This is a genomic window from Colwellia sp. KS18-150, from assembly GCF_057551365.1.
In genome coordinates this window covers 1-25,738 of record NZ_BAAJMC010000033.1, presented here as the reverse complement: position 1 = coordinate 25,738, position 25,738 = coordinate 1, and the positions used below count along the sequence as shown (strand labels likewise).

At 36.5% G+C, this 25,738-nt stretch carries 20 protein-coding genes; 10 read left to right on the top strand and 10 right to left on the bottom strand.

From position 1 onward, the window contains the following. The 3 genes from AC27IF_RS19730 to AC27IF_RS19720 form a co-directional block, all read left to right on the top strand. Nucleotides 1-1,406: calcineurin-like phosphoesterase C-terminal domain-containing protein (locus AC27IF_RS19730; protein ID WP_487056069.1), on the top strand; the 1,406-nt coding region annotated here is incomplete at its 5' end. Nucleotides 1,407-1,934: 528 nt separating this feature from the next. Beyond that, on the top strand, nucleotides 1,935-4,304 hold the full coding sequence (locus tag AC27IF_RS19725) for a TonB-dependent receptor (protein WP_487056068.1): 2,370 nt from the start codon (nucleotides 1,935-1,937) through the stop codon (nucleotides 4,302-4,304). Nucleotides 4,305-4,586: 282 nt separating this feature from the next. Next, entirely contained in the window at nucleotides 4,587-5,264 is a 678-nt protein-coding gene (locus AC27IF_RS19720; protein WP_487056067.1) for a hypothetical protein, read from the top strand. Nucleotides 5,265-5,523: 259 nt separating this feature from the next. Here AC27IF_RS19720 and AC27IF_RS19715 read toward each other — a convergent pair whose 3' ends face one another. The 4 genes from AC27IF_RS19715 to AC27IF_RS19700 form a co-directional block, all read right to left on the bottom strand. Next, a complete protein-coding gene (locus tag AC27IF_RS19715) occupies nucleotides 5,524-7,092 on the bottom strand; it encodes a methyl-accepting chemotaxis protein (RefSeq protein ID WP_487056066.1) in 1,569 nt (522 codons plus the stop codon). Between the two features lie 36 nt (nucleotides 7,093-7,128). Continuing rightward, nucleotides 7,129-7,665: an SCO family protein gene (locus tag AC27IF_RS19710; protein ID WP_487056065.1), complete on the bottom strand. Its 537-nt coding sequence runs from the start codon at nucleotides 7,663-7,665 to the stop codon at nucleotides 7,129-7,131. Nucleotides 7,666-7,727: 62 nt separating this feature from the next. Then, nucleotides 7,728-8,912 (bottom strand): sensor histidine kinase, encoded by a 1,185-nt coding sequence (locus AC27IF_RS19705; RefSeq protein ID WP_487056064.1) that lies wholly within the window; start codon nucleotides 8,910-8,912, stop codon nucleotides 7,728-7,730. Nucleotides 8,913-9,005: 93 nt separating this feature from the next. Beyond that, complete coding sequence (locus AC27IF_RS19700) at nucleotides 9,006-10,190, bottom strand: sugar efflux transporter (protein ID WP_487056063.1); 1,185 nt, start codon at nucleotides 10,188-10,190, stop codon at nucleotides 9,006-9,008. A gap of 206 nt (nucleotides 10,191-10,396) precedes the next feature. Between AC27IF_RS19700 and AC27IF_RS19695 the strand changes: the two genes are divergently transcribed. Continuing rightward, entirely contained in the window at nucleotides 10,397-12,043 is a 1,647-nt protein-coding gene (locus AC27IF_RS19695; protein WP_487056062.1) for a sulfatase family protein, read from the top strand. 76 nt (nucleotides 12,044-12,119) lie between these two features. Here the strand turns inward: AC27IF_RS19695 and AC27IF_RS19690 are convergent, their stop codons facing one another. The 5 genes from AC27IF_RS19690 to AC27IF_RS19670 form a co-directional block, all read right to left on the bottom strand. Next, a complete protein-coding gene (locus AC27IF_RS19690) occupies nucleotides 12,120-13,703 on the bottom strand; it encodes a sulfatase family protein (protein ID WP_487056061.1) in 1,584 nt (527 codons plus the stop codon). Nucleotides 13,704-13,712: 9 nt separating this feature from the next. Beyond that, nucleotides 13,713-15,647 carry an arylsulfatase gene (locus AC27IF_RS19685; RefSeq protein ID WP_487056060.1) on the bottom strand — a complete coding sequence of 645 codons (1,935 nt, stop codon included), beginning with the start codon at nucleotides 15,645-15,647 and terminating at the stop codon, nucleotides 13,713-13,715. 96 nt (nucleotides 15,648-15,743) lie between these two features. After that, on the bottom strand, nucleotides 15,744-16,622 hold the full coding sequence (locus AC27IF_RS19680; RefSeq protein WP_487056059.1) for a sugar phosphate isomerase/epimerase family protein: 879 nt from the start codon (nucleotides 16,620-16,622) through the stop codon (nucleotides 15,744-15,746). A gap of 9 nt (nucleotides 16,623-16,631) precedes the next feature. Further along, on the bottom strand, nucleotides 16,632-18,356 hold the full coding sequence (locus tag AC27IF_RS19675) for a GMC oxidoreductase (RefSeq protein WP_487056058.1): 1,725 nt from the start codon (nucleotides 18,354-18,356) through the stop codon (nucleotides 16,632-16,634). A 47-nt stretch (nucleotides 18,357-18,403) separates the two neighbouring features. Continuing rightward, nucleotides 18,404-18,904 carry a gluconate 2-dehydrogenase subunit 3 family protein gene (locus AC27IF_RS19670; RefSeq protein ID WP_487056057.1) on the bottom strand — a complete coding sequence of 167 codons (501 nt, stop codon included), beginning with the start codon at nucleotides 18,902-18,904 and terminating at the stop codon, nucleotides 18,404-18,406. On the opposite strand from AC27IF_RS19670, the gene AC27IF_RS19665 reads away from it, so the two are divergent. From AC27IF_RS19665 to AC27IF_RS19640, 6 genes are all read left to right on the top strand, one after another. Beyond that, entirely contained in the window at nucleotides 18,903-19,067 is a 165-nt protein-coding gene (locus AC27IF_RS19665; RefSeq protein ID WP_487056056.1) for a hypothetical protein, read from the top strand. The two genes, AC27IF_RS19670 and AC27IF_RS19665, sit on opposite strands and share 2 nt — an antisense overlap. A gap of 313 nt (nucleotides 19,068-19,380) precedes the next feature. After that, the gene (locus AC27IF_RS19660) at nucleotides 19,381-20,115 is read left to right on the top strand and encodes a helix-turn-helix domain-containing protein (protein ID WP_487056055.1); all 735 of its coding nucleotides are present in this window, start codon (nucleotides 19,381-19,383) and stop codon (nucleotides 20,113-20,115) included. A 142-nt stretch (nucleotides 20,116-20,257) separates the two neighbouring features. Further along, a complete protein-coding gene (locus AC27IF_RS19655) occupies nucleotides 20,258-21,649 on the top strand; it encodes a sugar porter family MFS transporter (RefSeq protein WP_487056054.1) in 1,392 nt (463 codons plus the stop codon). Between the two features lies 1 nt (nucleotide 21,650). Further along, on the top strand, nucleotides 21,651-22,538 hold the full coding sequence (locus tag AC27IF_RS19650) for a carbohydrate kinase family protein (protein WP_487056053.1): 888 nt from the start codon (nucleotides 21,651-21,653) through the stop codon (nucleotides 22,536-22,538). A gap of 49 nt (nucleotides 22,539-22,587) precedes the next feature. Further along, a complete protein-coding gene (locus tag AC27IF_RS19645) occupies nucleotides 22,588-23,778 on the top strand; it encodes an AGE family epimerase/isomerase (protein WP_487056052.1) in 1,191 nt (396 codons plus the stop codon). Beyond that, nucleotides 23,771-24,646, top strand: coding sequence for an aldose 1-epimerase family protein (locus tag AC27IF_RS19640; protein ID WP_487056051.1), 876 nt, complete (start codon nucleotides 23,771-23,773; stop codon nucleotides 24,644-24,646). The genes AC27IF_RS19645 and AC27IF_RS19640 overlap by 8 nt, the downstream gene beginning before the upstream one ends. Before the next feature lie 2 nt (nucleotides 24,647-24,648). Here AC27IF_RS19640 and AC27IF_RS19635 read toward each other — a convergent pair. Further along, nucleotides 24,649-25,738, bottom strand: a 1,090-nt coding sequence (locus AC27IF_RS19635) for an ABC transporter substrate-binding protein (RefSeq protein WP_487056050.1), incomplete at its 5' end; no start/stop codon positions are given.

Genomic DNA, 25,738 nt, shown 5'->3' with positions numbered 1-25,738 from the left:
ATAAAAAATATAATCTGGGTGAAAAAAAGCTGGAAGGTATTGCTATTACTAATCAAAGGGAAGTAGTTTTAACGAATGCACAAGGTGAGTATACTTTAGCTGTAGATGAAGGGAAGTTTCTTTCTGTCATCAAACCTACTGGTTATGATGTTCAATTAACAAAACACAATATTCCTCAAAATTACTATTTTCAACATGCTAAAGGTTCGCCAAAGTATTTAAAGTACGCAGGTGTTTCGCCGACAGGTGACGCTCCGAAAAACATGAATTTTCCCCTGTATAAAGTAGATGAAAATAAACCTCTCAAAGCGTTGGTTATTGGCGACCCGCAAACAGCAGATGATCAACGGCTAAATTTTTTCAGGGATAGTAGTGTTACCGATATGCTTAGACATAACGCAGATTTTTATATTGTACTTGGTGATATTGCAGATGACTATCTTGATACTTATACCCGAGAAAAGGCAATTATGGGATCATTAGGTATAGCAGGATATCATGTTGTTGGTAACCATGATGTTAACTATAAATCTAAAAGTAATGTAAATGCTTTCGAAACATTCAAAAAAGAATATGGCCCTGATTATTATTCGTTTAATTATAATAAAACTCATTTTGTCGTTTTAAATAGTGTTGACTATTTTGGTTGGAATACCAAGGAAAGTAAACGAGGTAGTTATTTTGGAAAATTGAATGATACTCAGTTATCCTGGTTAAAAAGTGATTTAGCCCATGTACCTGATGACTACTTAGTTGTGATTAATACTCACATCCCTTTTTTAGAACAATTTACCGAAACATCGTCTATAGCTGAACTGCATCAACTATTACTCAAGAGAAAAGTACTCATGTTAAGTGGGCATACTCACGCTATAAAAACATATCAAACTAATTCGTTAATCGAAGGTGTTATAGCGGGAGCAAGTTGTGGTAGTTTTTGGACAGGACCGTATAATGAAGATGGGCTCCCTGTTGCCACAGGCATGGATGGTTCACCAAAAGGATACTTTCTTTTTGACTTTATTGGTAATGAATATAGCTATAAATTTATTCCCGAAAATCACTCTGAAGATTTTCAAATACGCATTACTTTACCTTTACCTGAGCAACCTCAAGTTATTACAGCGAACTGGTTTGTTGGAAAAACCAATGAACGAGTAACTATCTCGATTAATAATAGTGAACCCGTAACCATGGAAAACTATCATGGTTTTGACCCTTTTATAAAGCAAACACACAAAGAGAGAGTCAATGTAGATAATTGGACGCCTGGTTTATCTGAAACTAACCACCTATGGCGATATAACCTTCCCCAAAATTTATCAAAAGGGGTACATAAAATTGAGGTTACTGCCTATAAAACGAGTGGCGAAGTATATAAAAGTTATAAGTTACTGGAGTTATAGCAAAGATAACATCTCACTTTTAATCATAACTAATTAGCCGTAATCTATTATTCCCCCTATCTTCATCAATGATAGAAATTATTTTACCCCTTAAATGATGATATCAACGATTTTTTCTCCTCCTTATGTGCAGATAGCTCTTTACTTACTCGAATCGACTCCGGTGCCCGTTGAGTTGTCTTTTCTGCAATACTAAAAATAACTTTCGAAACGACGCTAATAGAGATGCTTTTTTCTTACAGCGTAGTAATCACTTTTTTCATTATAAGTACTGGGATTTTACCCATTATTAGTATTGATGGTCGGATGGCAAGGAAAAGCAAAGAGGAGGGAGGTACTCCATTTGAAAGAAAACTGAATTAAATTCAAGCGAAAAATCCTGTTCACGACAATCTATATTTGCTCAATAAGGACAATTTTTTCTTGAAGTGTTTGTTATTTTATCTTTATTCCCAGCTATTTATTCTGCGAATTTTTAAATGACTCCTATAATAAAGAAGCTAAGTTTGTCATTCACATAGAGGCAATATGATGAAGTTCTTTTATTTTCAGCTTGCAACTATGAGTGTTTTGTCAGCGAAATTATGTTTTGCAGAGGCGGTAGTACTAGATAAAAAGCAGGAAGAGACAGCTATATCAGCAGAGTCAAATATAATCGAAACGATTACGGTAACCGCTCGAAGAACGGGGCAAAACTCACAGGAAGTTGGTAAGACGATTTCTGTGTTTGATCAAGAGGTTTTAAATAGGGTTAATATTGATGATGTTTCACGTCTAAAGCTAATTACCCCAGGTTTAGCGTTTGCTCAGCGTGGTAATGACTTTAAGCTTACATTAAGAGGTGCGAATGCCGAAAACACTAATCGTGCTGAGCCAGTTCCAGTAGGAGTATTTGTTGATGGAGTATATATCATAAGGGCGGCACAGGCGGGTAATGCATTTCTTGATGTGTCATCGGTTGAGGTGTTGAAAGGACCACAAGGAACCTTGTTTGGCCGCAATACGCTAGGGGGGGCTATATTGATAAATTCTAATAAGCCAAATATCCTAGATCCAGAATTTAGTGCCAGTTTAACAACGGGTAATTACAACCGAATTAAAATCGAGGGTGTTGGAAATATCCCCATCAGTGATACTGTCGCCTTACGCGTTGCAGCAGCTCATACTAAAGCTGATGGTTGGGTTAATAACCATGGAGCCAGTAATGATTTAGGGGAATTGAACGATCAGACTGCACGTGTGTCTCTAGTTTGGAGCCCCTCCATAAGCTTTAATTTATTATTTAGTTATTTTTACTATAAGTCGGGTGGTAGCTCGTTAGGCGCTTATGGTTATCAGTCTCGCGGAACCCTGAGAGATCCTGAATCTACCTTACCTTTATCTGAAAGAACAACACATGCAAACGGTATATATGATCCGGTAAATTCTCGTGGAGGCTCTCTTGGAACTCGTGCAGATCTTGGGCCGTGGGATGTGTATCGAGATAGCCCATTCATTCGAGATGTTAAGAGTAATACAAGCTTATTAACAATTAACTGGGATGTTGCAGATATACATATTCAATCACTCACTTCTTTTACAGACGATTTTAATTTGGCCAATGCTGACGGAGACTACAGTGAGGGGAGACTATTGGAAGAAAGTCGATTAGATGACATGCAAGCCTTTAGTCAGGAAGTAGTTGTTAATGGTGAAACGAAATTGATGAAATGGGTATCAGGTGTGTACATAGGCAAGGAGAAATCCAGACAGGCATTTTTTAGAAATTGGTTAGGTTTTGCTTCTCCAACACTTGAAGAGCCAGCCGATCCGACAAATTGTGGTGGTGCACTTGCTTTTAGTATTTTTGCAACCGCAGCTGTCAGAGATAAAACTAACCCGGATGCGGTTTGCCCAAGGCAATTTTCTGGTAATCCAAACCGTATACAAAATAATACATTGGGTTTGTTTATTCATGGTATTTATAATTTTTCCGAGGACTTTCGGTTTAATGCAGGGCTTAGATACAGTCATGATGAAATAGATTATCTAGGAGGAGACACTTTACAGACTACCGGTATATTAGGTAAGAATGTCAAAGTGGCTAGTACACCTGCTGTTAATAAATCTTGGGAACAAGTGACTTGGGAAGCCGGATTGGAACTGAATATATTGGATGATAGTATGCTGTATTCAATTATTTCTACTGGCTACTTAGCCGGTAGCTTCAATCCTGATGGTAGTAGTTTCGACCAGCAAGAGGTCTTATCTTATGAAATAGGATTAAAAAACCGCTTATTTCAAGATCGGCTAGAGCTAAATTTTTCGGCATATCGAAATGAATTTACTGACATGTTGGCAGGTGTACTGGATGCTCAATCACTCACCAGAAAAGTTAATGGCGGCTCTATCAATGCAAAAGGATTGGAGATTGATTTGAAAGGAATGATCAGTGATGATTTAGCGATCACGGCAAATTTAGCAATCCAAAATTCAAAATATGAACGTTTTAGTACTAATAACCGCTTTGTTACCGGTGGTACGGGCCCAGATACTTTTATTGATTTAAGTGGACTGAATACTCCTTGGGCACCTACCTTGGCAGGTAATATTAGCCTTAGTCATTATTTAAACACTAAAATCGGACTATTCAATACTCATTTATCGTTATCCTACACGGGTGATCACTATACAACAGGCTTGCAGCAGTTTGATTTAGCTAAACAAGAAGCTTATTACCTGTTTGAATTCAGGTTGTCCTGGTACTCAGATGATGAAAAATATAGTGTTCAGTTTTATGTAGAAAATGCCAGTAATAAAGCTGTGTTGCAACACACTATTGTAGGGGGAAGTGATATAATTCAAGTCTCTTGGGGGAAACCAAGAATGTATGGCTTACAACTAAAGTATAAATTATAAACATTCCATTTGACGATTAATAATAACCTTAGACCTCAATAATGCTAAATGAAAAATACAATTTTCAATAAGATTAGCTTCATTTCATTGAAATAATCTAAGGTTAAGTTGGTATGCTATGATGTATTTATTGATCTAGTTATTAGCCCTCCTATGCTGAGAAAATCATTTATGTCGTTATTGTTAAGATTTTTATTTATTGTGTTTTTTCTGTTTAATACTCAGATAACTCATAGTTCAGAGAGTGAGCAAAGCGAAAAAACTACAGGAAATATTTTTCTTTTGTACTCTAATCAGGCTAAAGACTCGAAAATCAATGATTGGTTATCGCAAGTGTACAAAGAATTGTACTCACGTTTGGGGTTGCAAGTAGAAGTTGTCTCTGTGCCTGAAGCTAGAGCAAGCTTAATGGCTGAAGAGGGTGATATTGATGGTCAATTTGGCCGGATATTTGATTATCAAGAAGAGTTTAAGAATCAAATAAGGATTAATGTCCCTTTATACCAAGTTGCATTTAACGCTTATGTTCGTGCCGGAAAAAATATAGCATTAACCAATGGTTGGGATAGCTTCGATGGTACAAACTATATTGTAGAATACAGACGGGGTGTTGTTATTTGTAAGAATAACCTAGAAAAATATGTTGATCCCTCAGTTTTGACGTTAACTACGAGTATCTTAAGTGGGTTAATGAGACTTAAATATGGGCGGACTGACGTATTTGTTCAAGCTAATATCGGGGTATTACCCTATTTACTTTCACCAGAATTTAAAGATGCTATCGTCTCAGCAGGTACAATGGAAAAGGTAAGTATGTATCCGTATATTCATAAAAAACATGAAAAAATAGCACCTATGATTGAGTCTACTTTATTAGATTTAAAAGAAGAAGGGCTGATAAAAAGGTATTGTATTGAAGTGATGGAAGATAGAAAAAGTATTTGTGATACATTAATTTGACAAGTAGATAAACAGTTTTTTGATGTGATTTTATTTCGAATGACAGACGTTTTTAATCGAATCCTTCAACTAGTTTGTGAGTCGTTATCGTTTTTATGTGACTTTATATAGGTATCTAGCTAATTAAATAACACAGCGGTATACTCCTTATCATTCAAGCACTCTGAAACATGCATCTTTAATGATAACGAGTATGCTGCACTGAAAAATACCGGAAGACCTGCACCTCACAATATAGTTTATTAATGGTACTAAAGCGTTAAGTCAATTTAAAATGATTAATTAATTCACCCATTTTTTCGGCGTTTTCTTGCAATTCCTCGGCTTCTTCTATGCCTTTTTCAGCTTCAGTTAAAAACAAAACCGAGGCTTCATTAATTGTAATGGTATTGCGGTTTATTTCCTCTGTAACAGAGGTTTGCTCTTCTGCTGCAGTTGCTATTTGAGTTGCCATGTCAGAGATGTTCTTAATGGCGATGGTAATATCTGAAAAGCTCTGTGTTGCCTTTTCAGCATCAGAGACACTGGTACTGGCTAATTGATGGCAACCACTCATTGTTTTGACCGCTGATTGAGTGCTTGATTGTAAAATTGATATCATTGCAGTTATCTCTTCAGTGGAGCTATGTGTACGTTGAGATAGCACACGAACCTCATCAGCGACGACAGCAAAACCTCGACCTTGCTCTCCAGCCCTAGCGGCTTCAATGGCTGCATTTAATGCTAAAAGGTTAGTCTGCTCAGCAATACTACTAATGGTTTGAACAATACTACTTATTTGCTGACTGTTACGATCTAATTCAGAGATAATATCTGACGCTTGTGATACATGTTCAGCAAGTTGAGTGATTGATTGTTGGCATGTGTTGGCGAGCTCTCCGCCCAATTCACTCGTTTGTACCGTATCGTTTGAAGCGCTTGCTGTTTGCTCTGCATTAGTTGCTATTTCTTGTGTGGCGGCAGCCATTTCAGTAACTGCTGTTGCTACTTGTCCTACTTCATTTTGCTGGTCATTGGCTTGATTAGCACGAGATTGAGCAGAAATATTTGTCTCACTCGCACGTGCCGTTAAATTATCAGTTACCTGGTTTACTTGGCTGAAGGTCTCTTGTAGCCTAATTAAAAAATTATTAACTTGTTTCACAAGTAAAGAGTCTTCAGCTGAACTATCTATGTGATTAGATAAATCTCCGGCCGCTGCTTTTTCAACGGCGCCAATAACTAAGTTGGATTCGACAAACTGCTTATTGCCTTCATAAATATAATAAGTTGAGACAACCAATGACATGACTGCAAAAATGACATGGTATAATAATGGTGCAAATAGGCCTAATTGGGTTTGTTCGCCCCAGGAAAATATGGCAATAGGTTGCCCCCATAACTCTAAACCAATGCTTTGGCAATAAGTTAACGACAAATGATGTACCACTGTTAACGTGACAAATATTAATAAAGGCAGAAAGTCACGATAACGAATTAAGATGGTAAAGCCTAAAAAGAATAAAAAGTGGCCTTCGCCTAATCCATTTGATTGCTGTACTGTAATAACTAATAAAGCGGTAAGTGCGGTTGCTAGAATAACTCTACTTAGGGTTGTTCCCGCCATTATTTTATATGCTATGATGCAAATAGAGCTTATCACTAAACCGCCAACAATCCCTAAAGTATAATAACCGTGATGTTGTGAGGTGATAAATGCAATAATAGCTGAAAAAATGAGCACTGAAATGAGTAATATTTTATCTGCGATTTTGAAGTCTATTTCAAGTTTTTTTTTCAATTCTGATGGTAAACTTGGCTGATAATATATAAATAAAGTTTTGAACATGAGATTCTCCTGTTGAAAAGATACTTGATGTTATTGTTATAAGTTAAATAATTTTTGTTGTAATGTTTTTACTGAAAAGCTGTTTGGGTTATATACTGTTATAAGTTTCCAATGTTCGATTTCTCGCTTTAACAGATAAGTTTTTCCTAAATGCATAATGTCATTGTTATGTTGTTTTATGTTTAAACCAAACTGAGCCGAGACCTCGTCCAAATAATCAGGGGGGAGATGCACTCCGACAAATGCAGGATGGAATTGTTTAGCAAATCTTAAAGCTTGGGCTGAATCACTATGTATATCAATATCAATAAAAATAACCTGAGGCCATAAGTTAGTGTTTTCTTGTGATTCAAGCAACTGCCTTAGGGTTGTTAACGTCATAGGGCAAACATTACTACAAGTTTGAAAACCAAAAAAGACTAAAGCATACTCGTTGCCATCTTGATTTAAAAATGATGTTTGGGCATCTTTGTTTATGTCTAATGCCATAAAAGGAATTAAAAAAGTAAATGATAATAGCGTTAGCCATAAAATAAGACCAATCGCTTTTTTCGTTGTTTTTTCTATTTTCATACAGTCTCAGTAAATAATAAACATCTCTACACTCTAGATAAATAGTTAAATATATTAATGTCTTAGGTTGCTATCGATTTAGGTATTTCTAAAATAAACTCTATCCCTTGGCCTTGCTTGCTTAAACACCTTATCTTACCTTTTAATGATTGTGTTACTATGTTGTATACAATGTGCATTCCAAGGCCGGTACTTCCTTGCCCTCGTTTAGTGGTAAAGAAAGGCTCAAATATTTTCTTTTTATGCTCGGTGCTGACACCACAGCCTGAGTCTCTATAGTTAAAAATAACATCTTGTTCTTGTGTGGATATATCAAGTTCAATATTTCGTTTATAACTATTGTCAAATCCATGGATGAGAGAGTTCATTACTAAATTAGTGATGATTTGCGTTAACTCTGACGGATCTCCCCAGAGATTAATATTCTCATCACAAGTTAAGACTATTAGAGATTTATTCTTCTTTAATGCCGGTTGTAAGCTATTTATTATTTTTTTAATATAGTTTTTTACGTTATAGGTACGTAGCTGTTTACTGGACTGATCAACCGCAATTAACTTAAAGCTATGAATTAAATCAGCAGATCTTTGTAAATTCTCACTAATTAAATTTGCACAATGAATAGATTCTTCAATAAAGGTTTTCAATTTTTTTCGTGATAATTGATTGTCATTAACACATTCTGATAGCTCTTTTGTCGTTTCACTAAGATGAGATGAAGCTGTAATTGCAATACCAACAGGTGTGTTGATTTCATGAGCTACACCGGTCACTAATGCTCCCAAAGAAGCCATTTTTTCTGATTCAATTAATGATGTTTGTGCGTTATTTAACTTGTCTATTGTTACTTTTAAAGCTATATTTTTTTTCCCTAACATTGATGGACTTGGGAAGTTTAAGAAAAAAGGCAGCACAATCCATATCGTAATCCCCGTAATAACCGATGATATAGCTGTGATTGCTTTAATTATCGCTGAAATGCCATAGATTGGCTCCCAGATAATAATCGCACTTACCAAATGTGACATGCCGCAAGCTAAAAATATTATTGAACCTGCTAATATAAAAAACCAAGGGTAAGGTAGGTCTTTTCGCTTTTTGACGAAGGTAATTACTGCAATGGTAATCGAAAAATAAGCTAGGGAAGTGAAAACGTCTGAAATTACCGATGTCCATAAAATATCAGGTTTCCACAAGTAGCACATGCCATGAGGCATAAAATTATCAGTACTAAAAAAATTACTCATTAAGTAACCTCTTCACATTAATACACATATTTAATAGTAATATTAGTCTAATTTTTCATAGGTGTAAGAGATAATTTCTGTTGTGCCAGCTTGCTAATGAGAATGTGCTTCCCCCCCTTTATTAAAAGCCACAAAGAGCAGTAATAATGATGCCGTTAATGCCATGAAAGCATTAATTAAATAAACATCTCGATAGCCTAATACTTGTGCAAAAACAGCAATGACGATAGCGCCGATAATATTACCCATATTCGTAGTACTCCAAAATAAGGCAGAGGCCGCTCCTAAGCGAGTTGGCATCAGATCTTGAAACCATGTCATACCTAAACCTGCAATAAAACCTATCATTAACGCATTGCCTATTTGTAGGGGAAACAAAATCCACAGTTCATCTGTGTACCAAAAGCCTAAGTAAAGTAATATTGGGGCAATAGCACCAACACACACTAAAGATGAGAGTGCGAAACGGGTACCTAGCCAACCAGCAAAAATCATAATTGGAATCTCTATTGCCGCTGCGGTTCCCATTAACCAACCTGACCAGCTGACATCAAGTCCTAGCTCTTTAGTTATATATAGGGGGAGGGCAATTAGGTAAGTCTGATTACAGGCAAAGATCAATGAAAATGCGATTAACGTTATGATAATAATAGTGTTGTTACTACCAGACTCTATCGACGTTTGTGTGCTGGTTTTTACTGTTTTAGGTAACATAAACCAAGCAATGATACTGCCAAGTATGTATAAAACACACATCAAGATGTAATGTTTTTCAAAGCCTAAAGCACCTAAAGAAAAGTAGCCTAAAGCAGGCCCACCAACCCAAGCAAAAGCTGAAAAAGCACGTAATATTGAATTGAACATTACAACGTCAGCTCTAGCAAAGTTTTGTTCAGCGTAATCTCTTGCGTAAGCAAAGGTTTGAGCAATACTGGCAAAGGCTAAACTGAAAAATGTAGTACCTGCTACTAACGCTATTTCATAACTTGGCGCTTTAGCGAACATGAAACAAGCGGTGGCACCTGAAAGCATACCTAAAATGATTAATGGTCGCCTATCCTGCGCCTTATCTGACAACTTACCTAATAGCTGTGAAAAGATGATGCCAGTTACAGCGGTTAGTATAAAAAAGGTACCAATTAAAAAAGCACTCACATTGAATCTTTCATCAACATAATAACTTAATGTGGGTAAAACCAGCGAAAATAACAGAGCTTGTAAGCTTGCGTTAAGATAAATAATGTTAGTAGGTAGGGTAAATAGTTTGGTTTTTTTCATGCTCGTAAATTGCCATTATTTAATCAGTATTTCTATGATTTCAATCAAACAGTGAACCGGTTCATGTTTTTGTGGTATGGTACCTTTAAAATCTATTATGTTCAATGTTTTTACCCGTAGCTTAAACACTTTAAAAGCTACAAAAAGTTAGTTTACCATGAAGCAACTTTGTTTTATAAAAATTTACTATGGAGGGAGATATACAAATGAAAAAAAACTATTTAGTCGCCTTATTACTACTAGTTATGAGTAGTATATGTTGGGCAGAACCAAATGAAGATACCAAAAAACCTAATATCGTTATTTTTGTTAATGACGATGAAGGCTTTCATCATATTAGCCATTATGGCGCAGAAGTGAATACGCCTGATATTGATAAATTAGCGAAAGAAAGTGTTACCTTTACACAAGCCATAGCCCCTTCGGCAGTGTGTACTCCTAGTCGATATTCAATTATGACGGGCTTATATGCGGGTAAAAATAAAAGTAAAACTTTCTTAGAAGAAAATAAAAAAGGTCAACCCTATAAAATAGCATGGAATACTTTCTTAACAGCTGAAGATATTACCATGCATCAAGTAATGTCGGAAAGCGGTTATCGTACCGGCTTCGTAGGGAAATGGCATTTAGGTCATGAGCATACAGCACCGCTACCTGTTTTTACCGGTAAGGAAGACTTAAATCTTCTCTCCACCAATAAAAAATTACAAAAGCATCAGTCGATATTAGAGCATTCGGTGCAAGCGATGATCAAAGCCGATTTTGTCGCCAATATCATTGCTGAAAATAATGAAGAGATACCGGTTGATAAATTACAAATTCATAATCCAGAATGGGTAACTCAAGGCGCTATTGAGTTTTTAGATACAGTATCTGACGAAAAGCCTTTCTTTTTATTAGTGGCATCAACTAACCCTCATGGGCCTAGTGCAACCTTGTCATTAAAAGAGGATCCCACTTATACTCCAGAAGGGCGTATTGCTGCGCCAACGCCTTATCACCCTAAACGAAAAACAATTAAACAACGATTGCAGCAGCAAAATTTAAAAGTGAGTCACCAAAATGTCAGTGCTCTTTTTGTTAACGACCAAGTGGCGGCTATTCAACAAAAGCTAAAAGAAATAGACCATGAAGATGATACTGTGTTTATTTTTGTCAGTGATCATAATAGTGAGCCGGGTAAAGCGACAACTTACGATGCTGGTGTACGCATACCTATGTTAATGAAATGGCCAAATGTAATTGAAGCGGGCAGTGTCAATGACAATATTGTACAAGTGACTGACTTGTTTTCAACAACCCTAGACATTGCAGGTATTGATATTACATTAGAGCAAGATGGTAGCAGTGTGTTACCGGCAATACTAAAGGCTAATCCGTTACGAGATGACGCTTATTTAGAAATGGGCTGGACGAGAGCAGTACGTACTAAGAACTTCAAGTATGTTACTTTTCGTTATCCACAAACAGTGATTGAAAAAATGCGTAGTGGCGAGCTGTCTGAGGCACCTAACCATTTAGATATCGTATTGCAAGGTCAACCCAATATCACCATGCAGTACTATCCCGATTATTTTTCACCTGATCAGCTTTATGATCTTAACGCCGATCCTAATGAGCAACGTAACTTAGCATATGATATTAATTACGCTGATAAATTAGCGGAAATGAAAGGTCGACTGCAAAAGTATTTAAATAAATTTTCTTATCCTTATGACTTGTCAGATACTGAATTTATGCGCTCTGAGCAGTTCAAGGTATTAAAAAATATCACCTTATCGAATGCTAAAGCCAGAATGCCTAAATGGGCAAAGCATGTTAAGTTTCGTCAAGGGCCTAAATTAGCTGATTAACTGAGAATACTAACTTAGACAATACTTATTTTACTTTGAGCTCGGCGATAAAAATTAAACCGAGCTCGTGGGTTAATTATTTAAACTCGCCAAAGTCATGGGGCATGGGTGTCACATATTGGCTTAACCTTTGTTGTAAGTCGGCAAGTATTGACGCATATTTCGGGTCTTTCGCTAAGTTATGTTGCTCGTTTGGATCTTGCTCTAGATTATATAGCTGATCAAAATCAAAATAGTGCGGATGCAATTCGTGGGCGTTATAACGAGAACGCATTAAACCAGCCAAAGCGTCATTGGTTACGGTTAACCCTTCTTGATTATATTTACCCGGGTTGGTAATGGCATCTTCTTGAATATCTGATGGGAATCTCACGGCAATATACTTCCATTTATCGGTCACTAAACCGCGGGTATAAGTGATTTCTAAATAAGCTTCATCTCTTAATTTATCTACTTCGCCTGTTAATAACGGTAACATGCTTGTACCATCAAGTGACTTGTTCTTATCGCTAACACCAGCGGCATCTAAAATAGTGGGTACTATGTCCACAGCACTTACTAAGCTATTGACTTGTTGAGGCTTTATTCTATCAGGCCACCAAACGAGTGCCGGCGTATTAACCCCACCTTCATAATTGGTCATTTTTCCACGTCCACCATGCGCACCACTATGGTCGCTAGCAAAAATAATCAAGGTATTGTCTAGAATATTATGACTGGCTAACTTAGTGATAACCGACTTAATGGCGTCATCAATCCATAACATAACCGCGGCTTCTTCGGGTAAACCGGCTTCCTTTACGCGAGCAAATACAGTTGCTCGAGAGGGTTGAACTTGCGGTGCTTTGCTTAAATAACCCTGAGGGGTAATGCGCGCATCAGCTTTCATTGAAAGCGTTGGCGCTGGTACATGCGGCGTGGTAGTGGCCATATAAAGGTAAAATGGTTTGTCATGATTTTGCTCAATAAAATTTAGCGCACCTTCAGTGATCCATTCTTGATTATGGTGTTGTAATTCTTTGGGTAAGGCTAGGGCATGTAAATTATTAGTATATAAACGGTCGATATGGTCAAACCCTGAAGTTTGCTTAATAATTTTTGTAAACTTCAGATAATTAGCTGTCACTCGGTGAGCAACATTGTCATCACGAGCATTGGCATTTTCGGGATTTGTTAATTGCAAAGGCTCATTGTCGAAGTTGTGGTACTTCCCAACTAATCCGGTAACGTAGCCACTACCTTTTAACATTTCAGCAATGGTAGTATCTTGCTCGTCAATATGGGTATTCCATCGTAAAAAAGCAGGCTCGTTTGTTGAGTATTGTTGACGTAAATCATGACTATATGAGGCGTAACGTCCGGTGAGCACATTATATCGGCTAGGTGAACATACAGGGCTAGTCGCATAGTAACGATTAAGTTGTGCTCCTTGCTGTGCTAATTCATCAATAGTAGGTGTTAATACTTTGCCACCAAAAGTACCAGCGTCAGTGAAATTCATATCGTCAGTGTAAATAACAATAATATTTGGCATTGGTTTTACTTTTGCCACTGGAATTTTGGGTGTGTTTTTTGCTGATTCTTCAGGCGTAGTACAACCTGAAAGTATTATACAGATAAGCACCAGACAATAGCTGAAAGGTTGGGTTGTTGTTCTCATAGTTATTTCCTATTCGCTTTTAATTAATTGGATCGCTATTACTTGATCGAGTTCATCCAATGTAGAACTCTTATCTACTGCGGTCATGGTGAGTTTGAGTTCGTTACAATCTTTTGTGAGTTCAATGTTGCCAAGCACAAAATTCTTAATATCGGCTTTGAAGGTTTCAGCTTTATCAAAGTCTTGCCAGTAAGCACTTTCATTACGAATGAGCGTGCCAACTTCTTCAGTGGTGTGATTGTTTAATCGACTCTCTAGGGCATTATTACGGCAATTAAGCGAAAAAGTACGTGCTGACGGTGCTAACATTTTTGTCATTAACCGAACCAGATAGCTGCCAGGCTGATGTACTTTAACTTGATAACTTGCCCAAGAATCAATTTGATTCCAATTAGCGAGGAAATGATCTTTATTCATTAAATTATCGCTCGTTGCTGAGGGGGATAACGCATATATTTGATTGAAAGCTTGATTGTTATAACCAATTTGAAATGTTGGCATTTGCAGTGCGTTAGGCTCAGCTAGTACTTGGGTAAACCAGTGCTTAAGATAATCATTTAACTGCGATGCAGTTTCTGGTTTTTCTTCTATGATATTACTTGTTTCTAAGGGATCATTAGCAATATTATAAAGCTCAGTGGTATTTTTATGTGCTTCATTGCGCACTAATTTGTAATCACCAAAACGGACGGCAAGACGCTGGTTTTCAAAGGTGATTTTTTTTCGGTAATCGCCCGATAGAGGGTAATAAAAGCCACTGGGATCAAGTTTATTGTAAGGGTAATGGGTTACAGAAGGGGATGCGTAAGCGCTTATTATATGTCTGTCTGCTACTTTTTCTCCGTTAAGTACAGAGACCAACGATAAACCATCTAAGTCTAAATTTTCGTCTTGTTTTATTCCTGCCCATTCTAAAATAGTTGGAAATAAATCTTCTATTTGGCTCAGTTGTGTATTGCTAGCAGCTTGATATTTAGCTGGCCAACTAATAAACAGAGGTGAATGTATACCGTTCTCCCAATTATCGCCTTTTCTGCCGCGTTTATTGTTTGGGTTTCTTTGCGCCCATTCTGAGTCTGACAAACCAAAGCGGTAGCTTTTTACCCAAGGGCCATTATCACTAACAAAAACGACTATAGTATTTTCTCGCAGTTGTAAGTCATCAAGTGATTTTAATACTCGGCCAATATTTTGATCCAGATTATCTATCATGCCATAGAGTGAGGACATTGCATGTGACAGACCTTTCGCTTTATATTTATTAATTGCTTCCTCGGGAGCGCGCCAAGGATTGTGCGGAGCCATGTAAGGAATGTAGGCGAAAAAGGGTTTATCTTGGTTACGGCTAATAAAGTCGATTGCAAAATCGGTAATTACCTTGGTTGCCGAGCCTTTGGTTTGTAATTCAACGCCATTCATTAACCCTTGGTTGTCAAAGTAGTTATATAAACTGGCGTAATAAGCTTCGTCAAATCCTCGATCCCAGGGTAAATAACCGTTGGTTTTACCGCTATGCCATTTGCCCCACATACCGGTAGCATAACCGTTTTGTTGTAATTCATTGGAGATCAATGTTTCGGATAAATTAATATAGTCTCGGCCGCCATGAACACCGGAAACCCCTGTTTTTAAAAAATTTCGGCCAGTCAATAATGCGGCTCTAGATGGCGCACATAATGATGATACATAAAACTGCTCAAAACGTACCGATTGCTCGGCAAGTTGATCGATGCTCGGTGTTTCAATAAGCGCATTCCCATGAGAAGCTATATCATCGTACCCTAAGTCATCCACTTGAATTAATACAATGTTAGGTTTATTCGATTTGTTTTCTATTTGTTGTTGGCTAGTATTCGAAATAGCTTTTTTCTGGCTAATAAAATTACAACCTGATAAGCAAACTAGTATAACAATAAGAATAACGGGGAACTTGAGGACTTTCATATGAGTATCCTTCATATTAAGGGTAATATTTATGTGTGAAAAAACCACAGAGTTAATAGTTAACTCTGTGGTTGAGTCTAAACGCAAAGTTAGGGATTACAGCTTTGTAATATAACTATTTAGGCCTTTTAAAGACAAAGCGACAGACTCTAGGGGAGATAAATTATTAGGGTACTCTTCTTGTTCAACTACTATCCACTTCGTACCGCCAACGCTGATATTTTCTTGAAGTAGCGATAACCAGTCAATAGTATCTTGGCCAATTAAAGGCAATTTACCCGTAACATCATCAGGTAATTTTACCTTGTAGTGAGTGGTGTAAGTTCTGTTTGGGTATTTTTCTACATATTTAACAGGGTCTTTACCTGCATACGTTGTCCAACCTACGTCCTGCTGCATAACTACTGAGTTGTCAGTGTGACTAGCAATATAATCCCAATAGGTTGACTGTTTGAAGTCTTGGAACTCTTCTTTATGGTTATGGTAGCCAGTTTTTAAACCATATGGAGCCAGCTTTTTGGCTAGTTTATTTAATAAATATACAACTTCCTCAACGCCTTTCGGATCAAATGCACGCTCATCCCATGGAATAATAAGTGTTTCAGCACCTAAAGCTTGATAAAATGTTGCTGTTTTTTCAAAGTTTTCATTGTTTAGTTTTTCAAAGGAAACATGAGCACCACTGGCTTTTAAATTTATTGAAGCGAGAAACTGTTTAAGCCCAACAGGGTTATTTTCAAAAGAGCCAAAGTCACCCGCAAATTCAACACCGGCAAATCCCATGTTTGATAGTTTAGTCAATGTCCCTGTAAAGTCAGATTTTACCTCGTCTTTTACCGACCATAATTGCACACTGATTAGCGGCATATTTTTATTCACTCCTGTAGTTGCTTCAATTTCATTTTTAGTAGACAAGCTACAGCTTAATAAACTGCAACTGATGAGCAGTAGTGACAGTGATTTAATTATTTTCATAAAAATTCCTTATAGTCGTTTAGATTTCATTTCATTTGTACAATAGTCGACCGCTCTGGCAGTTAAAGCCATAAAGGTCAGACTTGGGTTTTGTGCAGCACTTGAGCAAAAGCTTGAGCCGTCAGTTACAAATAAATTGGGGACATCATGACTTTGATTGAAGCCATTTAAAAAAGATTCTTTAGGGTCCCGCCCCATACGTGCAGTACCTAATTCATGGATGGCAAGTCCGGGCGGTTTGTGACTAATATAGCTATTAATATTAGTGGCACCAGCCGCTTGCATCATTTTCTCAGCTTGCTCGGCGGCATCTATCATCATGTTGGTTTCATTTTCGGAGAACCTACAGTCAAATTCTATTTGTGGCATGCCCCACTTGTCTTTCTGGGTAGGGTGTAAGCGCATTTGGTTTTCAAAACGCGGTAACATTTCTCCTTGTGCCGACAAACCAAACTTCCACTTTCCTGGCCGGCTCACTTTATTTTTAAATTCAACACCTAAGCCATCTAGCTGCTGCATATTTTGCCAATTTTCACGGTATGTCCAGCCAGCTAAACCGTAGCCTCTTAAAAAGTTACGTTTTTGTGTTGAATTATAATAAAAGTTTGGAATGTATGTGCTAGTAGGGCGCCTACCAAAATCATATTCGTCTTCAAAACCTTCGATATCACCATTAGCGCCGGCATTGTAATTATGATCCATTAAATAATGGCCTAACACACCAGAGCTATTACCTATGCCATTCGGGAACTTTTTAGAGGTTGAGTTCATTAGTATCTGGGTACTGCCGATGGTGGATGCACAAACAAAAACAACTTTGGCAAAGTACTCTCGCTCTGATAAATCATCATTATCAATTACACGAACACCTTTTACGCGATTGTTTTTTTCATCATAAATCAAACTATGGACTACACTGTTTGGCGCTATATGTAAGTTATTGGTAGCCGCCGCAGCAGGAAGTGTTGAGCTTTGTGTTGAAAAATAGGCGCCAAAAGAGCAACCCGCCTGACACTCATTTCTCGCTTGGCATTTCACTCGACCTTGTGAAATATGTAGTTGAGTAGGTTCGGTTAAATGAGCTGTTCTGCCCATAATGTAAGGCCTGTCAGGGTAGACTTTTGCTAACCTTTGTTTAATTAACTTTTCTGCTGAGGTCATTTCAAAAGGTGGTAGAAATACACTATCGGGTAAATTTGGCAGGTTTTCTATCGAGCCACTGATACCAGCATGTTTTTCAACATGACTATACCAAGGGGCAATATCTTTAGTTCGAATGGGCCAATCGTTGCCATAACCGTCTTGTTTATTAGCTGAAAAATCAAACTCACCTAACCGGTAGGATTGTCTATGCCATAATAATGATTTACCCCCGAGTTGATTTGCTCTGATCCAGCTAAAGTTGGTACCTTGTTTCGTGGTATACGGTAGATCATGATCATTTCCAAAAAATTGCTTAGTCGCATCTTTAAATGCATAGCACTGCTGCTGTATTTTATACTTTTGTTCTATTAAAAGGTTGTCTACTTTTGTGCGATGGGCTTGTTGCCAAGGAGCTTTGTTTTCGCCGATATAATCTTTTTGGTGTTCAACAACACGGCCGCGCTCTATCATAAGTGTTTTATAGCCACGTTCACAAAACTCTTTTGCTGCCCAGCCACCAGAAATGCCTGAGCCAATAACAATGGCATCGTATATTTCAGTGCTTTTATTTATATAAATTGATTCTGTCATCTTCTCTCTCTAATCAAATGTGCAATTAATTCAGAACAGTACGTTAGCTAATAATATAAGCCTTGCGACCCCCAACTTGATTGGCCTTCTTTATAAGGAACAGAGCCTTTATAGCCGCCGGGAACAGGAACATAACGTAACTCTTGAGAAGCTCCAACTTCTGAGGTGAAATAGCCGAAACATATTAATTGCTTCAATTCTTTAAAATCAACGCGTTGATGTTGAGTGAACTGTTTAGTTCCTTGATCTAAGTCCGTTAATAAATTGAATTGTTGTTCAGGTGATGCATGGTTAAAAGCAAGTGAAAATTGTGAATCACAGGTTTTATCAATATCTACAAGTAAGGCGGTTATCTTCTCTTGAAAGTTTGTTGAATAACAATGAAACAATTGGTTATCAATAAAACCATGTGTATCTACTTCCTTTGCGCCTAAGGTTTCTGTTTTAGGGATCACAATGGCACATACATTTGAGAGTATTGTTAATTGCTTCAAAGTAAAAACTTTTCTTTCTTTCAATAACGAATTTTCACTTGGAGAATATGCCATGGCTACAGAGAGTCCATTATTTGCTAATAATGAGCTTGCTGCTGTAGTTCCAAATAAGATTCCTAATTTTTTTAAAAAAAGCCGTTTAGAATTATATGGTGGTAAGTTCTCTGGTATTGGTGACATGTATTCTCCTGAATTTATTGAATCTAATTATCAATAAAATTACTTTTATGTTCACGATGCATCAGGTTAGTCTAACTTTATAGATTGATGAACCGGTATTGTTAAATCGGTTTCTTATGCAACTTTTTCGGCGTTGTTTCTTTGTTTTAGTTGGGGGCGTTTGTATAAGTTTTGTTATTTTTTAGTTTTATAACAAATGGTTGTGTTTTTTGTTTCGTTTTTGTCTTTTGTTGTTAAACGTGGCTTTGTTTTTGAACCTGTTTTAATTTCTTTGTTTTTGGAATATGATTTGATTTCTATTAAGTACATTTATATGAGAGCTTTTATTAAGTTTTATCGTTGAGAAGTTAATGACAAATATAAAAACAATTTTACAACAAGTTGATGTATTACAACTTATAGATATATTTGATTTATTACCGGATGTAATTTTTTGGATAAAAGATAAAAATAGTTGCATTGTATATGGTAATAAAGTTTTGTTAGAGCATTTAGGTTTTAAATCTTTATCTCAAGCCATTGGAAAATCAGACAAGGACTTTTCTAAGGCGAATATTGCGAAACAATTTTTGGTTGATGATCAAAAAGTTATTTTAGGTGAAAGCATTACAGATAGATTTGAAATGAATGTTAGTAACAAAGGAGATCTTGCTTGGCATGTCACCACTAAAAAGCCGTTATTTAATAAATTAGGAGAAATAATTGGCTCTTATGGGATCACTCGAAACCTTCAGAGAACAGTGAATAGTTTTTCTGGAATAGATCTTCTAACTATTCCTGTTGATTATATTCGGAAAAATTATCACTTAAATATTTCTATAGAAAACTTAGCGTTTATATCTCATTTATCGGTTAGTGCCTTGGAAAGACGCTTCAAAAAGTACCTATTAAAAACACCGAAGCAATTCATAACTCAAGTTAGATTAGATAAAGCAAGAAGTTTAATTGTTGAGACAAACTTACCTATATCAGAAATAGCGTATCAGACAGGCTTTTCCGATCACAGTTACTTTAGTCGCAAGTTTAACTCAATGTTTGGAGAGTTACCTTCCGTAATGAGGGATTTATCGCGACAACAACATTAAAGCAATTAGGATTTTGAATTTATAACAGTACCTTTCAATATAACTCGATATTAATATTTGAAATTGGTTTTACGTTTTACTTTATAAAGTTATACATCAGTTTACTGGTCGTTAACCTTTAACATATATTTGTTGGAAAATAATGAATACAAAAAATAGTAATAAATTATTTCTTTGGTCGCTAACCTCTGCGTTAGCCGGATTTCTCTTTGGTTTTGATACAGTTGTTATTTCTGGGGTCGAAAAAACCATTCAGTCACTATGGGGATTGTCTTCTGGAATGCATGGAATGGCAATGAGTGCTGCTCTTTGGGGAACAGTGATTGGCGCTTTATTTGGTGGGTGGCCATCAGATCGCTTTGGTCGAGTTAAAACCTTGATATCGATAGGGCTTTTGTACTTTATTTCTGCCATATGGTCAGCATTGGCAAACGATCCATACTCTTTTATGGTTGCTCGCTTTATTGGAGGCGTTGGTGTTGGTATCTCGACTATTGCAGCTCCCTTATATATTGCTGAAATATCACCTGCTGATCAGCGTGGACGTCTGACTGGCTTGTTTCAATTTAATATTGTGTTCGGGATCCTAATTGCATTTATATCAAATGCGTTTTTAGGAGGGATCGGAGAAAATGCTTGGCGATGGATGCTAGCTGCTGAAGCTGTACCAGCGTTCATATATTTTGTTTTATGTTTTTCACTTCCAGAAAGTCCACGCTGGCTAATTGTTAAACGTAAAATGATTAAAGAAGGCAAAGAAGTTTTAGCATTAATTAATAGCAATGAAACGGAAAGTTCAATTAATAAAATGGTAAGTAATATAAGTCGAGCAACATCAACTTTTGCAGAAAAAACACCATTTTGGAGTAAAAGGTTAACTTATCCAATTGTACTAGCATTTTTAATTGCATTTTTTAATCAATTATCTGGTATCAATGCTATTTTGTATTTCGCTCCTCGTATTTTTGAAATGACTGGCTTAGGGCAAGAAGCTGCTTTATTACAATCTGCTGGAATAGGTGTGACTAATCTTTTGGCAACCATGTTAGGTATATGGCTGGTAGATCGTGTTGGTCGTAAAACGTTACTTTATATTGGCTCTTTAGGATATATTGCTGCATTAGGGCTTTGCTCATGGGCTTTTTTTAATGATATTTTTTCTATTGTTCCTTTTTGTATTTTCTTTTTTATTGCCGCTCATGCGGTTGGTCAAGGTGCAGTTATCTGGGTGTTCATTGCTGAAATATTTCCAACGGAGCATCGAACCAATGGTTTATCATTAGGTTGTGGTACTCATTGGGTTTTTGCTGCATTAATGACGTTGTTTTTCCCTACGGTTGTCACAAGTTTCGAACCTAGTTATATATTTGGTTTCTTTTGTCTAATGATGGTTATTCAGTTAGTTTGGGTTTTTATTATGGTGCCTGAAACTAAAGGTATTTCGTTAGAGGAATTACAGTATAAATTAGGAGTCTCCATACCTGAGGAAATCGATGAAGCGTTGAATAAAAAACCAGAATTGAAGGAGGCATAAAGTGCAGAACACTTTTAATATTGTTGGATTAGGGGAGGTTTTATGGGATATATTTCCAGATGGTCCACGTTTTGGTGGCGCACCAGCAAATGTAACTTGTGCAATATCTGGTTTAATAAATAATGAAGCGAAAGTTAGCTTATTGAGTGCTGTAGGAAATGATGAGCTTGGAATTAAGGTAATAGAAACATTAAAAAGTAGAAATATTGATATTTCCGCAATGCAAACAACTATGTTTGAAACAGGAACAGTCACTGTAAGTTTAGATTCTTCCAAGCAAGCAACGTATCAGTTTGCGGAAAATACAGCCTGGGATAATTTAATGTGTTCTGATTCTTGGTTGCAATATGCAGAAAAAGTCGATGCTGTATGCTTTGGCACACTTGCACAACGTAATAACACCTCTCGTCAAGCAATTCATCGCTTTTTGGGAGCTGTTAATGATAAAACATTAAAAGTACTTGATATTAACCTTCGAGCTCCTTTTTACACACCTGAAACTATCAGACTATCACTTGAATTCGCTAATGTATTAAAAATAAACGAGGAAGAGTTGCCTATTATTGCTGATATATTATCGATAAAAGGGGACTCTTTAAGTGTATTAAAACAAATTCAACATCAATACCAGTTGCGTTGTGTTGCGCTAACTCAGGGCCTAAAAGGAGCTTTGTTATTACGTCAAGATGAATATGTTGAGGTACCAATAATTCCTGTAAAAGTAGTTGATACAGTTGGTGCGGGTGACGCCTTTACAGCAGCTTATATTATAGGTTTATTAAAACACAAACCCCTTAAAGAAATAGCTGATTACGCAACAAGAGTCTCATCTTATGTCTGCTCTCAACGTGGGGCTACACCAGAACTTGCAAGTGTGACTTCCCTTTAAATATTCATCTTAGAGTTAAATTATTACATCAGATAAAACAGGAAATAGAATGAGCTATTTTAGTAACGAATTTCTACGTCAACATAGTGAAAGTATACTCGACTTTTACACGCCACGTGTTGTGGACCCACAAGGTGGCTATTTTCAAAACTTTTATGATAACGGTACTGTTTTTTCAGGAAACCACAAACAGCTCGTTAGTAGTACCCGCATTGTTATAAATTATGCTTTATCAGCAGTGACTTTTAATAACGATAAGTATTTATCCATTGCTAAACACGGTTTAGATTTTTTAGAAAATGTACATTGGCTACCTAGCAGTGAAAAATATGCTTGGACTGTCGTTGATAACAAGCCTGATGATATGACTCAGCAAGCTTATGGCTATGCTTTTGTTTTATTAGCCTACGCTGCAGCTAAAAAAGCCGGAATTATTTCTACAGGTGATAAACTTCGCTCAACCTTTGAATTACTTGAAAAAAGGTTCTGGCAAGGCGAATATGGTTTATATGCGGATGAAATAAGTCAAGGTGGTGTATTGAGCCATTATCGAGGTCAAAACTCAAATATGCACCTGTGTGAAGCTATGATTGCGGCCTATGAAGCAACGGAAGATTCATTATATTTAACAAGAGCTAAATTAATTGCATACAACATAGCAGTTAAACAAGCGGCTTTAACTGATAATTTAGTTTGGGAACATTTCACAGTTAATTTTCAGCCTGATTGGGAATATAACAAACAAGATCCAAAGAACCTATACCGACCTTGGGGCTTTCAACCAGGACATCAAACAGAATGGGCCAAATTACTACTCATGATTAACAGTCATTCACCAGAAGCTTGGTTAGTTGAAAGGGCTATATGTTTGCATGACAACGCGTATTCTATTGCATGGGATAATGAATTTGGGGGATTAATTTATGGTTTTGATCCAAAAGGGGAGTGGTGTGATGATGAAAAATACTTTTGGGTTCAGGCTGAAAGTTTCGTATCTGCAGCTTTGTTGTATCGACAAACAAAAGATCCCCAATACTTAGCTCAATATAATGCTATTTGGCAGTATTGTGATGACTATTTTGTTGATCATACATATGGAGCATGGTTTAGAGTATTAAGTAGAGAGAATAATAAATTATCCATAGAAAAAAGTAGTGCAGGGGCTAAGTGTGATTACCATACCTTAGGTGCATGCTTTGAAGTATTAAAAGTTATAAATGAGTTTGACACCAATGATTAAATATGAAAAATACAGTATTTCTAATGACTATTTAAGTTGCTCTGTTAGTGAATTCGGCGCCGAAATTATTAGTTTAAAAAGCAAAATAGATGAGCATGAATATATCTGGCAAGCTGACCCGGCTATATGGGCTGGATCTGCCCCTATATTATTTCCTTTTGTGGGTAGGCTAAAATCTGGTGAATATACGTTTGAACATTGTAAATATAGTATGCAGAAGCATGGTTTTGCTCGTACTCAATGTTTTTTATTGAAAGAAAAAACGACATCATCATTGACCTTGTCGTTGTGCGCGAATGATCGCACCTTGCAAATATATCCATTTGAGTTTTTATTAGAGGTAAATTTTACACTTGATGATCGTAGTTTAAAGGTCACTTATACAGTGTTTAACCAAGGAACTTCAGCTCTTTATTTTACTATTGGTTCACACCCCGGTTTTTCATTACCTAAAGATGAATTTGGTGATGGCAAGTGTAAATTAATTTTTTCTGAGCAAGAAAATAATTATTGTCAACTCATTGAAAATGGACTGCTATCTGAAGGTACTTTTCCCGTAAATTTGGTGGATAAAACCCTGATTTTAACCCCAAATTTATTTGAAAATGATGCGCTTATATATAGGGATGTTGCTTCTTCTAAAGTTACATTAACGCTAGATGAGCGCCCTTTGTTATCACTTAACATGGGAACAAACAAACATTTGGGATTGTGGGCTAAGTCAAATAAACCTTACATTTGTATAGAGCCATGGATGAGCACGGATGAAACAGTGAATTCGCAAAGCGAATTAGAAAATAAAATAGATATAACTTGCTTAGCTCCTGGAAAATCAAGTGTTAATTATTATCAAATAAATATTCTTTAAATTTAATATAATTTATTCCGTAACGAAGGGAATTTGGGTAAATTAAAATGATACTCAGATTGCTGGGAGTTATAAAATAGTGAGTACTTTTTAAAATCAATAGTCTTTAAGTTATGGTCGTCTGTTAACCATAGAAACTTATTTACATTTACTTTGGTGATTGAGTCAAACAATAAGGCTTGCTGAGTATCAGAGATATTAACCCCCTTGCTATGATCAAAAATTTTAACTAGTGCCCAAGCTGCTTGCATAAAATGCCCACCGACTGTAACGTCAAGGTTACCTTTTTCTACCGCTTTAATTGCTTCAGGAAGCCAGCCAATACCGCCAATTGAAATGTGTTTACTATTATCAGTATTAACAAGCTTAGAAATTGCTAAGGATAGTTCATCCGATGCTGCCCAGATGACATTGGTGTTAGGATACCTTTGCAGTAATCCTATGGTTTTATCTTTGGCTAGATCTGATTGCCACATGGTTTTTACTGTTTGATTAAGTATTGTTTTACCAAAAATTGACTTTTTCAAACCAAGCTCTCGTCTTGTGGCTATATTACTATGATCACCACTGATAGCTATAATTGAAGGAATAGCATTCGAATTACTTCTATGTACAGTCAATAATGATTCATTCAATAACACTCCTGCTTGTATATCGTCATAAAAGACTTCTCCCAGCCAATACTTATAACTCTCTCCTGGTTCTCTAGCTTGCTTTCTTTCCATATTCTCCATATTTCTTTCTAACGAAATAAATGGGATCTTGGCTTGCTCTAATATATCGAACGATTGAATAGATTTCCCACCATGAGGAAGAAAAATAATATAATCAACTTTAGTGGGTAATTTGGTTAATGCTTGAATAATTTCATAATTGCTAAAGCGATTCCCACCACCATAGTTAACTATTAGTTCAATACCTAAATTATGTGCTGCGTATTGGGCCATTTGGGTTGTTAAATCCCAGAAAGGTCTACCGGGTTTGTCAGGGTTTATCAGCAAAACTTTAGGTGTTGATGGTTGTGAAAGTGCAGAATAACTGAATGTTAAGAAAAGTGAAATATAAATTACTTTTATAAACTTAATAATAATA